This is a genomic window from Silvanigrella paludirubra, assembly GCF_009208775.1.
Classification (GTDB): domain Bacteria; phylum Bdellovibrionota_B; class Oligoflexia; order Silvanigrellales; family Silvanigrellaceae; genus Silvanigrella; species Silvanigrella paludirubra.
Genome location: NZ_WFLM01000003.1, coordinates 89,209 through 102,605 on the forward strand (window position 1 = coordinate 89,209; position 13,397 = coordinate 102,605).

General features: G+C 28.7%; 13 protein-coding genes. 6 read left to right on the forward strand and 7 right to left on the reverse strand.

Going from position 1 to position 13,397, the window contains the following annotated elements; all coding sequences use genetic code 11:
- Positions 1–825, reverse strand: coding sequence for a 1,4-dihydroxy-2-naphthoyl-CoA synthase (gene menB, locus GCL60_RS07905; protein ID WP_153419984.1), 825 nt, complete (start codon positions 823–825; stop codon positions 1–3).
- A gap of 353 nt (positions 826–1,178) precedes the next feature.
- Here menB and GCL60_RS07910 point away from each other — a divergent pair, with 353 nt between their 5' ends.
- Complete coding sequence (locus tag GCL60_RS07910; protein ID WP_153419986.1) at positions 1,179–1,802, forward strand: hypothetical protein; 624 nt, start codon at positions 1,179–1,181, stop codon at positions 1,800–1,802.
- Here the strand turns inward: GCL60_RS07910 and GCL60_RS07915 are convergent.
- The 5 genes from GCL60_RS07915 to gcvT are packed head-to-tail and all read right to left on the reverse strand — an operon-like array spanning position 1,799 to position 7,452.
- Positions 1,799–2,968, reverse strand: coding sequence for an iron-containing alcohol dehydrogenase (locus tag GCL60_RS07915; RefSeq protein ID WP_153419989.1), 1,170 nt, complete (start codon positions 2,966–2,968; stop codon positions 1,799–1,801). The genes GCL60_RS07910 and GCL60_RS07915 overlap by 4 nt on opposite strands.
- A gap of 30 nt (positions 2,969–2,998) precedes the next feature.
- Positions 2,999–4,477, reverse strand: a complete 1,479-nt coding sequence (gcvPB, locus tag GCL60_RS07920) for an aminomethyl-transferring glycine dehydrogenase subunit GcvPB (RefSeq protein ID WP_153419992.1) — start codon at positions 4,475–4,477, stop codon at positions 2,999–3,001.
- Positions 4,478–4,489: 12 nt separating this feature from the next.
- Entirely contained in the window at positions 4,490–5,851 is a 1,362-nt protein-coding gene (gene gcvPA, locus GCL60_RS07925; protein ID WP_153419994.1) for an aminomethyl-transferring glycine dehydrogenase subunit GcvPA, read from the reverse strand.
- A 59-nt stretch (positions 5,852–5,910) separates the two neighbouring features.
- Positions 5,911–6,291 (reverse strand): glycine cleavage system protein GcvH, encoded by a 381-nt coding sequence (gcvH, locus tag GCL60_RS07930; protein WP_153419996.1) that lies wholly within the window; start codon positions 6,289–6,291, stop codon positions 5,911–5,913.
- A 36-nt stretch (positions 6,292–6,327) separates the two neighbouring features.
- Positions 6,328–7,452: a glycine cleavage system aminomethyltransferase GcvT gene (gcvT, locus tag GCL60_RS07935; protein ID WP_153419999.1), complete on the reverse strand. Its 1,125-nt coding sequence runs from the start codon at positions 7,450–7,452 to the stop codon at positions 6,328–6,330.
- A 210-nt stretch (positions 7,453–7,662) separates the two neighbouring features.
- On the opposite strand from gcvT, the gene GCL60_RS07940 reads away from it, so the two are divergent.
- A complete protein-coding gene (locus GCL60_RS07940; RefSeq protein ID WP_153420001.1) occupies positions 7,663–8,298 on the forward strand; it encodes a glutathione binding-like protein in 636 nt (211 codons plus the stop codon).
- 101 nt (positions 8,299–8,399) lie between these two features.
- Here the strand turns inward: GCL60_RS07940 and GCL60_RS07945 are convergent, their stop codons facing one another.
- Entirely contained in the window at positions 8,400–8,963 is a 564-nt protein-coding gene (locus tag GCL60_RS07945) for an inorganic diphosphatase (RefSeq protein WP_153420003.1), read from the reverse strand.
- A gap of 159 nt (positions 8,964–9,122) precedes the next feature.
- Between GCL60_RS07945 and GCL60_RS07950 the strand changes: the two genes are divergently transcribed.
- The 4 genes from GCL60_RS07950 (at position 9,123) to GCL60_RS07965 (ending at position 13,395) form a co-directional block, all read left to right on the forward strand.
- A complete protein-coding gene (locus GCL60_RS07950) occupies positions 9,123–9,503 on the forward strand; it encodes an SUI1 family translation initiation factor (protein WP_153420005.1) in 381 nt (126 codons plus the stop codon).
- 448 nt (positions 9,504–9,951) lie between these two features.
- Positions 9,952–10,878: an alpha/beta hydrolase gene (locus GCL60_RS07955; protein WP_153420007.1), complete on the forward strand. Its 927-nt coding sequence runs from the start codon at positions 9,952–9,954 to the stop codon at positions 10,876–10,878.
- 1 nt (position 10,879) lies between these two features.
- Complete coding sequence (locus GCL60_RS07960; protein WP_153420009.1) at positions 10,880–11,992, forward strand: hypothetical protein; 1,113 nt, start codon at positions 10,880–10,882, stop codon at positions 11,990–11,992.
- A gap of 8 nt (positions 11,993–12,000) precedes the next feature.
- A complete protein-coding gene (locus tag GCL60_RS07965; protein ID WP_161998134.1) occupies positions 12,001–13,395 on the forward strand; it encodes a sensor histidine kinase in 1,395 nt (464 codons plus the stop codon).
- The last annotated feature ends 2 nt before the right edge of the window (positions 13,396–13,397 follow it).

Genomic DNA, 13,397 nt, shown 5'->3' on the forward strand with positions numbered 1-13,397 from the left:
TCACGGAAATCTATCGAATTTATTAAAATCGGGTTTTCTTTTTTCAATGAAGGCTTCTTTTCCTTCTTTTGCTTCTTCACTTAAGTAATAAAGAAGTGTTGCATTTCCAGCTAAATCAAGCAAACCAATTTGTCCATCACAATCTGCATTTAAGGAAGCTTTTAAACAGCGTAATGCAAGTGGAGAATGCTCTAACATTTCTCGGCACCATTTTAATGTTTCTGCTTCAAGTTCATCTACAGGAACAACATGATTTACTAATCCCATTTCTAAAGCTTGTGTTGCATTATATTGACGACATAAATACCAAATTTCTCTTGCTTTCTTTTGTCCTACAATTCTTGCTAAATAACTACTTCCAAGACCACCATCAAATGAGCCTACTTTAGGTCCTGTTTGTCCAAACTTAGCATTATCTCCTGCAATCGTGAGATCACAAACAACATGTAGAACATGCCCCCCACCAATTGCATAGCCAGCAACCATAGCTACAACTGGCTTTGGCATAGACCTTATCGCTTTTTGGACGTCTAATATATTTAAACGTGGCAAACCATCTTGACCAACATAACCACCATTTCCTCTTACTTTTTGATCGCCACCTGAACAAAATGCCTCTTTGCCTTCACCGGTTAATATAATGACACCGATTTTTGAATTATCTCTGCATATTTCAAAAGCCTGTAATAATTCTTTTACGGTTTCAGGACGAAATGCATTTCGTACATGAGGGCGGTTTATCGTTATTTTTGCTATACCATCTTCTGTTCTATCTAATTTAATATCTTGAAACTCATGCATTGTATTCCAAATATTTAAGCTCATAGTGGACTCCTTCATAAAGAGAATTGTAAGTATATCCATACCATATTTGTATTTACTTATTTTCTGTTGAAAATTCAACAATTTTGATTCGACCAAAATATATTGAAAAAATATATTTTAAATATTTTTTTACTTGTCTGAAAACACTTAAGAAACATTATTTCAATTTTTTTATTTGACAATTTATATACTAAGTATTAAAAAATTTACAGAGTATATTTGTATTACTCTGTAAATTAAAAGTTTTATAATATAAATCTCATCTCAATTTCTATTAATTTATAAAATAAATAATGTTATAGACCAAATTATATTAGAATTTAATTGCAATTCCTAAAATTGGACAATAAAAAATGAGAAATAACTTACAAAAAAATAATAATACGTCTTTTGTTTCAAATAATATGAATAAATTACATAATTCTTTGTATAAAAAAATTATTGAAGGAGATAATCAAGATGGGATATTATATATTTTTACACAAACATTCAAATATTTAGAACAAGAACTAAATATAAACAGATATGATATTTTTTATGAATTTATAGAAAATCATATTTATCTTGAAAAAAAAGAAGATAATCTAATAGAAGATATTTTTTATTTATTTTTAAAAGATTTAAATTTTTTTAATAATATAATAGTAAAATATTACTCTCTTCATGAAATGACAAAAATGTTATGCTTAACAAATAAATTTAATACAAATATAAAATCAATAAAATTTAACAGAATAGGGAAAAGCTATTGGACTGTTATTAACTTTCCTGATTCTTGTGAAGATTTATTTAAAATAAAATTACCATTTAAATCAAACTTTAACGAAATAAAAGTTCTTTATATTTCATCAAATAAAGGATTTTTCAACGGAATAATCAATCATAATATTGAAAAATATCTTTATTTATATTCAAATGATGAAATTATTTCTGATTTGAATATGGAATCTGTTTTTATGAAAATTGGATTAGTTTAATCGTAAGCAGTCCATGCAATTTCTAAAATCCCTAAAATTTCATCTTCTCCAATACGTTTGTTTTCTCCTAATTTATTTCCTTTTGATACTTCCATTACTTTTTTAGCAATATCAGGCAAATCTTTCTTGGAAATTTTGTATTCAGATAATCTAGTTTTTGCACCTAAAGATCTAAAAAATTTTTCTGTTTTATCTATAGCAGAAGAAGCTATTTTATTATCTGAACTATAATCTAAATTAAATACTCTTTTTCCATAAGAAACTAGTTTCTCTTTTTTAAATTCAAATTCATGTTTTAATAATGCTGGTAAAATAATAGCAAGAGTTTGTGCATGATCTAAATTATATAATGCTGTTAACATATGACCAATTTGATGAGTTGCCCAATCTTGTGGAACACCTTTACCAATAACACCATTTAAAGCATTAGAAGCGCACCACATTAAATTAGCTCTTACATCATAATCTTTAGGATTATTGAGCGCTTTTGGGCCTTCTTCAATTAAGGTATTTAAAATAGCTTCGCTTTGGCGATCTTGCAAAGGAGAATTTACTTTGTATGTTAAATATTGTTCTGTTACATGAACAAATGGATCTATAATTCCATTAATCACTTGTCTTTCAGGTAGACTAAAAGTAACAGATGGGTCTAATATAGAAAAAACAGGATAAGAATGAACAGATGAAAAATCTTTTTTTTGCTGCATGCTTCTTCTTGAAATAACACTAAATGGATTCATTTCTGAACCTGTAGCAGGTAACGTTAATACACAACCAAGAGGCAAAGCATTGTCAGACTGCTCTCCCATTAAAATATTCCAAGGATCGGATTTTTTAAATTTAACTGCATTTGCAATAAATTTACAGCCGTCAATAACAGAGCCACCACCAACCGCTAAAATAAAATCAATTTTGCACTTTCTACAAAGCTCAACCGCTTTCATTAAAGTATCATATTCTGGATTCGCTTCAATTCCAGAAAATTCATAAACATCTTTATGAATTAATGCAGTTTTAATTTGATCATAAATTCCATTTTCTTTTATAGAACCACCACCAAATGCAAATAGAATTTTTTCATGGTTTTGTAATAAAGATGGCAAACTGCCTATAGAGTCTTTTCCAAATATAATTTTTACGGGATTGTATAATTCAAAATTATTCATTTTTTAATCCTTTTTTAAAGATGAATTTTTTCATTCATCTTTAAATTTATAGGTTAATTTTAATTCACGAGCGGCTTTTACTTCATCTATTTTTTCACGAAAAGCTCTCTTAGGATGCACCACAGAAGAATCTTTTGAAGTAACAATTTCTTTAATGGATAAAATAAATCTATCCAATTCATCTTTGCTTTCTGTTTCTGTTGGTTCTACCATTAATGCATTTTTAACGCATAATGGAAAGTAAACAGTGGGTGGATGCATTCCGTAATCAATTAATGCTTTTGCAATTTTAGAGGTGTCCCATCCACTTTCTTTTTGGTTTTTATCATTAAATACTACTTCGTGCAGATGATTTCCGTCTACTGGAATATGCAATACATCTTTTAATTGTGATTTTATGTAATTTGCATTTAATATTGCATTTTCACTAACTTTACGGAGACCTTCACCTCCAAGAGCCTTAATGTAACACCACGCTCGAATAAACATTCCATAATTTCCATAAAAAGATTTTACTCTTCCTATTGATTTTGAAAAAGAATAATTTAAATGATAATTTCCATTTTTTTCTTCTACTCTTGGAATTGGCAAATATGGAATTAGTTTTTCGCTTACTGCAATGGGACCACTGCCTGGCCCTCCTCCTCCATGAGGTGTTGTAAACGTTTTATGTAAATTAAATTGAATTACATCTGCTCCATAATCACCGGGACGGCTTAAACCCAAAACAGCATTCATATTTGCGCCATCAATATAAAGTAGAGCATCTTTTTCATGAAGTAATTTTGCAATTTGTTCTATATTTTTTTCAAAAAATCCTAATGTATTTGGATTTGTCAGCATCATTGCAGCAACATCATCTGTTAATACATCTTTTACAGAATCTAAAGTAACATATCCATCTTCACCAGTTTGAACTTGAACAATATTATAACCAGCTAAAGCAGCACTTGCTGGATTTGTTCCATGAGATGTATCTGCAGTAATAATTGTCTTTTTAATTTTTCCTTTATTTCTGTGATAAGCAGAAATTAATAATAAGCCTGTAAATTCTCCTTGCGCTCCAGCACTTGGCTGTAAAGAAACAGCGGGCATTCCTGTTACTTTTTTTAGATCTTCTTGCAATTCATACATAATTTGCAAATGCCCCTGAGTCCACTCAATTGGATCATAAGGATGCGCTTCACAAATTTCAGAACTTCTCGCAATTTCTTCATTTAACCTTGGATTGTGTTTCATTGTACAAGAACCAAGTGGATAAATACCTAAATCAATTGCATAGTTCCAAGTAGATAATCTGGTAAAATGGCGAACAACTTCTGGCTCGGAGAGCTCTGGAAGTCTTGCTTTATTTTTTCTTAAATTTTTATTATAAAGTTTTTTATAATTTACTTCAGGAACATCTAATTTAGGTAACCCTATACCGTAGCCACCTTTATGAGAACGATCAAATAAAAGTTCTTCTTCTAATACAATATTTTGTCCCGTTTTTTTATTTAAATAATTCATAATATAATTACCTCATCCAAATCTTTTTAAGAGATCAACAAATAAATCTATATCTTCACGAGATTTTTTTTCAGTAACTGCAATTAATAAACCATTTTTATCATCCGGAAAAAATCTTTGTAAAGAAACACCAGGAGCAAGGTTATTTTCAACACATTTTTTTATAAATTCAGAAGATGAGGTATTTAATTCTAAAACAAATTCATTAAATGTATTTGTATTTGAATATCTAATTTTTGCTTTTCCTGTTTTTGTTAATTCTGATTTTGCATATTCTGATTTGGCTAAATTTTGTTCTGCAAGTTCTACAAAACCTTCTTTTCCAACCAACGCTAACCAAATAGATGCCCACAAAGCACACAAATTTTGATTAGTACAAATATTAGAAGTCGCTTTTTCACGTCGAATATGCTGTTCTCTTGTACTTAAAGTCAAAGTAAAACTTTTTCTACCTAAAGCATCAACGGTTTCACCACAAAGACGTCCCGGCATTTGCCTTACATTCTCTAAACGTGTTGTAAAAAGTCCTACATAAGGGCCACCAAAACTTTGCGGTAGTCCAAAACTCTGTCCTTCTCCTGTGGCAATATCACAATCATATTCACCAGGTGTTTTTAAAAGAGCAAGACTTAAAGGCTCTGTTACGTTAGCAGAAAATAAAGAACCTTTAGAATGAGAAAGATCGCTCATTTCTTGCATATCTTCAATGCATCCCATAAAATTTGGACTTTGTGCTATTACTAAAGCAACATCATCTGCTAATAAAGATTTTAATGCAGATAATGATGTTGTTCCCTTTTCATTTACTGGAATTAAAGAAACTTCAACTCCTAAATTTGTTAAATAAGTTTTTAATACTTCAACATATTCTGGATGAACTCCAGATGAAACTAATATTCTTTTTTTATTTTGCTTCATTCTTAAGGCCATTAAAGCAGCTTCTGCCATGCTTGTTGAACCATCATAATGTGAAGCATTTGATATTTCCATTCCGAATATTTCAGAAACCATACTTTGATATTCAAATAAAGCTTGAAGTGTTCCTTGAGAAAATTCAGGCTGATAAGGAGTGTAAGATGTTAAAAACTCACCCCTTAAAGTTAATTGGTTAATCGCAGCTGGGCAAAAATGATCGTAAACACCTGCACCTAAAAAACTTAATGAAGATTTTTTATTTCTTGAATTTTTTAAAATTTGTGAAATTTTTCTTTTTATTTCTATTTCTGAAAGCCCATCTCCTATAGAGAGAATACTTTTTAAACGAACTTCTTTTGGAATTCCAATTAAAAGATCTTCCATACTACTAACGCCACAAGATTTAAAAATATCAATTTTATCTTGTTCTGTTGTTGGAAGTAAACGATGTCCTGACATATTTATTCCCTTTTAAAAAAAAAACGGGTTTTTGTAACCCGTCTATCGAATTTTTATTTTTAATCTTGTCCAGATATATATTTTTCGTATTCGGATGCTGTTAATAGTCCAGTTGGTTCTTGCTTAATTTCAACTTTAATAAGCCAACCTTTTTCGTAAGCATCTAATGAAAGGTTTTCTGGGTTATCAACTATTTCATTGTTAACATGTGTTACAGTACAGGATGCTGGAGTATATAATTCGCTCACTGTTTTAGTAGATTCAATGGTTCCAAAAGAATCATTTTGTTTTAAAATTGCTCCCACTTTAGGTAATTCAAGAAAAACAACATCACCTAATTGATTTATTGCAAATTTAGTAACACCAATAGAAGCTGTATTTCCTTCAATTTTAATCCATTCGTGCTCTTTCGTATATTTTAAATTTTCTGGATATGACATACCTATTTTCCTTTTCAACTAAACTGGTTTAGCATTTTAACCCTGTACACTACCATGAACAAAAAACGGTTTTTTTACAACCATTGCTAATTTTTTTTCTCCACGGACTTCAATCCAAATTGAAGAACCTATTTTTGAATAATCTGTAGTCACATAAGCCATTCCAATGTTTTTTGTTAATGTTGGAGACGGACTACCACTTGTAATTATTCCAATTTCTTGTTCGCCATCTTTCGAAGAATAAATTTTATAACCATGACGACCAATTGCTTTTTCTTGCATTTCAAATGCAACAAGACGCTTATTTAAACCTTTTTCTTTTTGATTTAAAAGAACTTCTTTACCAATAAAAGTATTTTTTTCAAATTTTGTAATCCATGACAAACCACATTCTAAAGCAGTCGTTGTATGATCCATATCATTTCCATAAAGGAGATATCCACACTCTAATCTTAATGTGTCTCGTGCACCCAATCCGCAAGCTTTAATCCCATAATCGCTTCCTGCTTGCATTAATGCTTTCCAAATTTTAGGAGCTGCAGAAGAAGGAATATATAATTCGTATCCTAATTCTCCTGTATAACCTGTACGGGCAATAATAGAGGGAACACCTAATACTTTCCCTTCCGCAAAATGATAATAAGCAAGATCTGCTATTTTAACATCAACTACTTTTGAAACGAGTTCTCTACTCTTTGGCCCTTGCACAGCAATTTGCGCATAATCATCACTTAAATTCTCTAAAATTACACCTTGTTTTGGAGCATGTTCCTTTAGCCAAGAGTAATCTTTTTCAATATTACTTGCGTTTACGCATATAAAAAAAGAATCATATCCTCTTCTATAAATAATAATATCATCCACAATCGTCCCATTTTCATAACAAAATGCGTTATACTGTGCTTGTCCGATTATTATTTTTGATACGTCATTCACAGTCATCATTTGTAAGAAATCAAGAGCACCTCTCCCTGTTACATTAATTTCTCCCATATGGCTTACATCAAAAAGTCCTACCTGATTTCTCACGCATTTATGCTCTTCAACAACACCAGAATATTGAACTGGCATATTCCATCCAGCAAAAGGCACCATTCTTGCGCCTAAAGCGACATGCTCATCATAAAGAGGAGTTATTTTTAATTTTTCATTTATGGACATAGGGTTCCCTCGTATTTTTAAGGATTGAGTGCCGCTCCTATATTCTTGATTTGGGTAATTTTAGTCAAGCGATACCTTCTACTCATATAGAAGGAAGATTATTTTAAGAATGCATTATTTTGTTTCGTAAACTTGCAGTCGCATCAGAATCAACTTACTTTTAAGCGGCTTTGCATAATAGGAAACACATACGAAGATAAGGAATAAAAAATGATGAAATTTTATTTTTCTACTGCGACTTGTTCTACAGCATGCCATATTGCTATTGAAGAATTAGGATTAGACTACACTCCCATAGAAGTAAGTTGGAAAAGAAATTTAAATGTTGCAGAACTCAACAAGCTTAACCCCTTGGGGTCCGTGCCTGTACTTGTTACAGATCAAGGAAAAACCTTAACGCAAAATACAGCTATTCTTGAATACTTGGCTGATCAAAAACCATCTGCACAGCTCCTTGAAAAACAGGGAACTTTTGAACGAAACGAAACTATGAGTTGGGTAGCTTTTGTCGCGTCGGATCTCCAGAAAGCATTTACACCCTTTTTTCATGCAAAAAATATTACAGCATCCGAAACAAATCAAAAAGAAATTATAGATTTTTATACCAAAAAATTACATGATTTATTAAGCTATATTGAAGATAAACTTACAAATAAAGAGTATATTATGGGCAAAAACTTTACAATTGCAGATGCCTATCTTTTTACAATTTTAGGTTGGACAAAATGGGTAAAAATAAACACGAAAGATCATAAAAATATTACAAATTATATGAAACGTGTTTACGATCGCCCAGCAGTTCAAAAAGTTTTAAATAAAGAGGGATTAATTGATTATCTGCAATAGAACTATATGAAAAATAATTGTTAAATTAATATTAAAAGTCTCCTTATAAAATTAATTTAATAAGGAGACTTTTAATCAAAAAAATAGTTTATAATTTTAAATTATTTTTTTAGCATTTCTTTATTTCTATTATAAAAATCAATACTTTCATTGATTATTTTTTCAGCGTCTTCTTTTCCACACCAGCCAACGATTTCAACTTTTTTATTTTCAAGAAGCTTATATGTTTTAAAAAACTGTTCTATTTCTTTTAAATAATGAGGATTGATTTCTTCCATTTGTTTAAGATCATTAATATGCTTAAACTGAGGATCATCAACGTGAACAGCTAAAATTTTATCATCAGCATCTCCACCGTCAATCATTTTCATACAACCAATCACTTTTACATCCATCATGCTGAGAGGATGAACGGGATCTTGGCCAATAACCATAACGTCGAGAGGGTCACCGTCATCACAATAAGTTTGTGGGATGAAACCATAATTTATTGGATAAAACATAGGACTCGATAAAACACGATCTAGAAATAACAATCCCGAATCCGCATCGATTTCATATTTATTTTTAGAGCCACGAGGAATTTCAATAATTGCTGTAACAATTGATGGAACTTTTTCACCAACACTCACAGAATGCCAAGGATGCCATGGATTTACGGACATAGGACAACTCCAAAAAAATAAGTAAAAAGCAAATAGCCTTCCTATGTAATATTAAATAAGGAAGGAGAAAGATGACGGTATGTTGTACATGCAGTTTGCTCATTTGTGAAGAAAAATTAATGCCTCACATATAAGCTAAGGGTCAAATAAGGTGGAATTATGACAGAAAAGAAAAAGACAAAACCAACAAAATTAGAGTGGGTTGGGTCGCTCATATCGACTACAGAAGAAAAACCAATATCATTAAAAGGAAGCGAGTCTTCATCTCAAAAGAATGAAAAAAGACCGGCTCAAAAAATCAAAGGGAAAGTGCAAGCCCGGAAAGAAACAAAGGGGAGAGCAGGAAAACCTGTGGCTATATTATTTAACTTTACAGATCCAGAAGCAAATAATGAGGAAAGTTTAAAATTACTTTGTTCCGAATTAAAAAATAAATTAGCTTGTGGCGGAACGATAGAAAATAAAGAAATCATCTTAACATTAAGAGATTTTGATAAATTAAAAGAAGTTTTAATGAAGTTAGACATTACCTTGAAGTAGTTAAAATATATTTGTTAAAAATAAATATTGGTTATCTTATTCAAATTATTTATCGATATTAGCTTTTTAATAATTTAATATGTTTAGCTTAATTTAAAGTGGATAAAAAAATAAAATTTTTTTATATAAATTTAAAATAATTATAAATGTAAAATAATTATAAGAATAATTTCAATATTATTATAATTTATTATAATAATATACTACTTCATAATGAATTTTATTTTTTTTAAATAATATTGACAATTTATCTTATTTTATTTAATTAAATAAATAGCTACTATGGATCAAAAAAACCATATAGCAATAATCTTCTGGTTATATATTTGATACTAATGGAGAGATTTAAAAAATAATCTAGGATATTTAATAGTGCTCATTTTAATCAAAATTTCATAACCAAAATCCTAAATAAAAGTAAAATTTCATATGATAAAGGAATATCAAAATGAAAACTAAAACTCTTATTATAAATGATCTCTATGTAGCAATCCACACTCCCAAAAATTGGAATGGCCATTGTGTATTTTATGTCCACGGCGGGCCAGGGAGCCATTCAAAAGATTTTGAAGAAGGCTTAACTCATTTTAATGCATTTTATGAATCACAATTAGCTTTTATAACTTATGATCAAAGAGGATCTGGCAGATCAAAAATAAAAGAGAATGAAATAAAAACTTTAAACCATAGAGGAAATATTGAAGATTTAAAAACTCTTCTCATGGCGACACAAGAAGTTTTTAATTTAAAATTACCACCAGTGTTGTATGGACATAGTTATGGTGCGCGTTTGGTTTACGACTACCTATGGAATAATCCAAAAATGGATTTTAAATTTATTTTATCTGGAACAAGTCTTCATCCAAATGATTGTTTAAATACTTCATTAGGGTTGGATCTTCTTGTTTTACGCAATAGTCAACCAAAAGAATTTAAAAAAGCAGTAGAATTAATCTCAAAAGCTAATATTGAGCCCTATGAAATTTCGCCTGAAATTCGAAAACTTTTTTCAGACTTAAAAATGAGACAAAAAGAAAGACAAAAATATTATTGGGTAAATGAAAACGCAATGAATTGGTGGAATAAAATAGACTCAGAACATAATGTAAAAGATTCGGATGAAGCTTATTTTAAAATAGTATCCTCATTTAACGACGAAACATTTAATTCAGGATCATTTAACCCCTGTTTACTAAAACAAAAAAGTCTTTATATTAATGGATTTCATGACTATTTAATGAATGGAACGATAAAATTTAATATAGAAGATCAAAGTAAAATTGTCCGCTTTAATACTTCAGCACATTATCCTCATTTTGAAGAACCGGAATTATTTATAAAAACGTTATTAAAATTTATTTTGGATGATAACTAGAATGAAATATCTTTATTGTATCATTATTAATTTAATTTTTATACAGGCAAATGCTATTCAAATAGATAAAAAAATAGAATTTAATATAGGTGTACTACAACCATTTTTATCTGAAGACACACAAGATTCCTATTTATATAAAGGGGCATTTGAAGCAGCTCTCTTTTTTAATTTAGGAATGTTTGCTGAAAAATTTAAAAAATGTGGCTATCTTCCTAAGTATAAGTTTCAATATTTTCCTCATGAAGATACTCCTAAATTAAAGTCTTTGGCTATGAAATTAGAAAATGAAAACAATTGGCTTATTTTAGGTCCAAATAAAAGTGAACAATTTATAAATGCAGCAAGAGTAATTAAAAAAACAGTTATGATAAGTGGCATGGCAAATTCTAAAGAAATCTATGAACTAAACTGGCCATTCTATACTATATATCCTTCAAATGAATTATTAGCTAAAGCAACATATTTTTGGGTTAATAAAAACAAAGAATACTCAGGAAATTATGGAGTTGTTACTGATCCAAGCTGCACTTTTTGTGAAGATTTTAAAAATAATTATATAAAATATGCTGGAAATCCTTCTTTTGTATATGAAACAAGTGAAGATCTTTTTAATTCAAATTTTTTAAAAAAACAAATTAATAGGTATAATATTACTTCTATATTATTACCTCTATATTCCTCATTTTCTGGGAAAGTAATTTCTTCATTAAATAAAGAGCCCTTTTCAAAAATAAAATTTATTGCCAATGATGGATTAGGAGATGAATTAAATCATGTATCTTATTACCCAATAAGCAAAGAACAAAAGGGTTTTTCAATAAGACTAGGTCCTAAAAAATCGGAGACCATTAAAATTTTAAATACTGAAAATCTTAGTTTATCTTGGAATGATATAGAGCTATTCCCACCTGATGAAGCTATTTACTTTAAAGAATCTCTTGAAAAAATATTAAATATCTTATGTAAAAATAAACCAAATAATAAAGATGAATTTAATGAAATAATAAAAAAACAACCAAAAGATTTTTTCCAGTCAAATTTAAATTTTGGAGTTTTTGAACTAAGCGGAAAAAAATTCTTTTTTAAAGAAATTTTAAATAAAAACATATGAACAATAAATTGACAATTAAAAAAATTATATTAAGTATTATTGTTCTAATATTTTTATTATTTATGATTTCAAGTTCATTTGTTTTAATAAATATAATCAATCTAGAAAAAGATAAACTTGTAGGAATTTCGCCAAGAGTAATTAGGGTTTTATCCAATGATCTTTTATTAGGAGATAAATATAGTTTAAATCATACAATTGCAAAATTAAACTCACTATATGATTTAGAGTCCATTCAAGTGACCAAAGAAAAAACGGAAAATTGTGCTTTATTTGAATTATCTTGTATTGTTACTCAAACGTCTTTAATTGAACCGGAATACAATATTACCATAAAAGGAAATAAAACATTTTCTAAAAAAATAATTTACAGTTATTTATTAACTTTTATTGGATTAATTATAATTTTTTCCATTTTAGGTTTTTTGCTTTTTAAAAAAATAAAAAAACCTTTAGAAAATATTTCTGAAAAACTAATTCCTAAGCTATTAAAACATATTGAAAACGGAGAAAAAATTGATTATAAAATAGTAAAAAGCACAAAAGAAATAGATGAAATTTGCAAAAACTTAATTGAAATGTCTGAAAATTTATTCTCTAGTAAAAATAATCTTAATGATATTTTAATAAAATCTCAAATAAATGATGCCATAGCAAATTCAACAAAAATGTTTGCACATGATGTTAGAAAACCATTTTCTATCATTAAATTATTAATTGACAACATTGAAAAAGAAAATGATTTTGAAAAGGTTAAATCAATTTTAACCTCTACCATCCCATTTATGAATCAAGCAAAAAATTCAGTTGATAACTTAATTTCAGACATTTTAGAAATTGGCTCTGATGCACTACCTAAACTTGAGGCCATAACTCCAGAAATTCTAATAAATTCTGTCATAAATGAACTTTTACTCACTGAAAACAAAAAATATATAGAATTCTATTATAGTTTTAATCATAGCTATAAATTTAATGTTGATAAAAATAAAATTCATAGGGTTTTTTCAAACATTATATTTAATGCCATTGAAGCCATAAATAAATCAGGTAAAATATGGATAAAAACAAAAGAAATAAAAATAAATGAAAATTTATTTATAGAGTTTTGTATTGGAAATAATGGCAGTTATATCTCAAAAGAAAAATCAGCAAAAATATTTGATGCTTTTTTTACTTATAATAAATTAGGTGGCACAGGCTTAGGCCTTGCCATTGTTCAAAAAATAATTCGTGCACATGGTGGAACTATAGTTTGCACTTCTAAATATAATGAAGATATGAATAAATCCTCTGTTGAATTTATTTTTACATTGCCAATTGCAAAAATTCTAAAAGAACGTACCTTAATTGATTTTGCTAAATCTACAAATGATATATCATTAGAAAAACTTATTATTTAATT

Coding starts and splice junctions, on each gene's coding strand:
- menB (WP_153419984.1), bottom strand. CDS start 825: ATGAGCTTAAATATTTGGAATACAATGCATGAGTTTCAAGATATTAAA.
- GCL60_RS07910 (WP_153419986.1), top strand. CDS start 1,179: ATGAGAAATAACTTACAAAAAAATAATAATACGTCTTTTGTTTCAAAT.
- GCL60_RS07915 (WP_153419989.1), bottom strand. CDS start 2,968: ATGAATAATTTTGAATTATACAATCCCGTAAAAATTATATTTGGAAAA.
- gcvPB (WP_153419992.1), bottom strand. CDS start 4,477: ATGAATTATTTAAATAAAAAAACGGGACAAAATATTGTATTAGAAGAA.
- gcvPA (WP_153419994.1), bottom strand. CDS start 5,851: ATGTCAGGACATCGTTTACTTCCAACAACAGAACAAGATAAAATTGAT.
- gcvH (WP_153419996.1), bottom strand. CDS start 6,291: ATGTCATATCCAGAAAATTTAAAATATACGAAAGAGCACGAATGGATT.
- gcvT (WP_153419999.1), bottom strand. CDS start 7,452: ATGTCCATAAATGAAAAATTAAAAATAACTCCTCTTTATGATGAGCAT.
- GCL60_RS07940 (WP_153420001.1), top strand. CDS start 7,663: ATGATGAAATTTTATTTTTCTACTGCGACTTGTTCTACAGCATGCCAT.
- GCL60_RS07945 (WP_153420003.1), bottom strand. CDS start 8,963: ATGTCCGTAAATCCATGGCATCCTTGGCATTCTGTGAGTGTTGGTGAA.
- GCL60_RS07950 (WP_153420005.1), top strand. CDS start 9,123: ATGACAGAAAAGAAAAAGACAAAACCAACAAAATTAGAGTGGGTTGGG.
- GCL60_RS07955 (WP_153420007.1), top strand. CDS start 9,952: ATGAAAACTAAAACTCTTATTATAAATGATCTCTATGTAGCAATCCAC.
- GCL60_RS07960 (WP_153420009.1), top strand. CDS start 10,880: ATGAAATATCTTTATTGTATCATTATTAATTTAATTTTTATACAGGCA.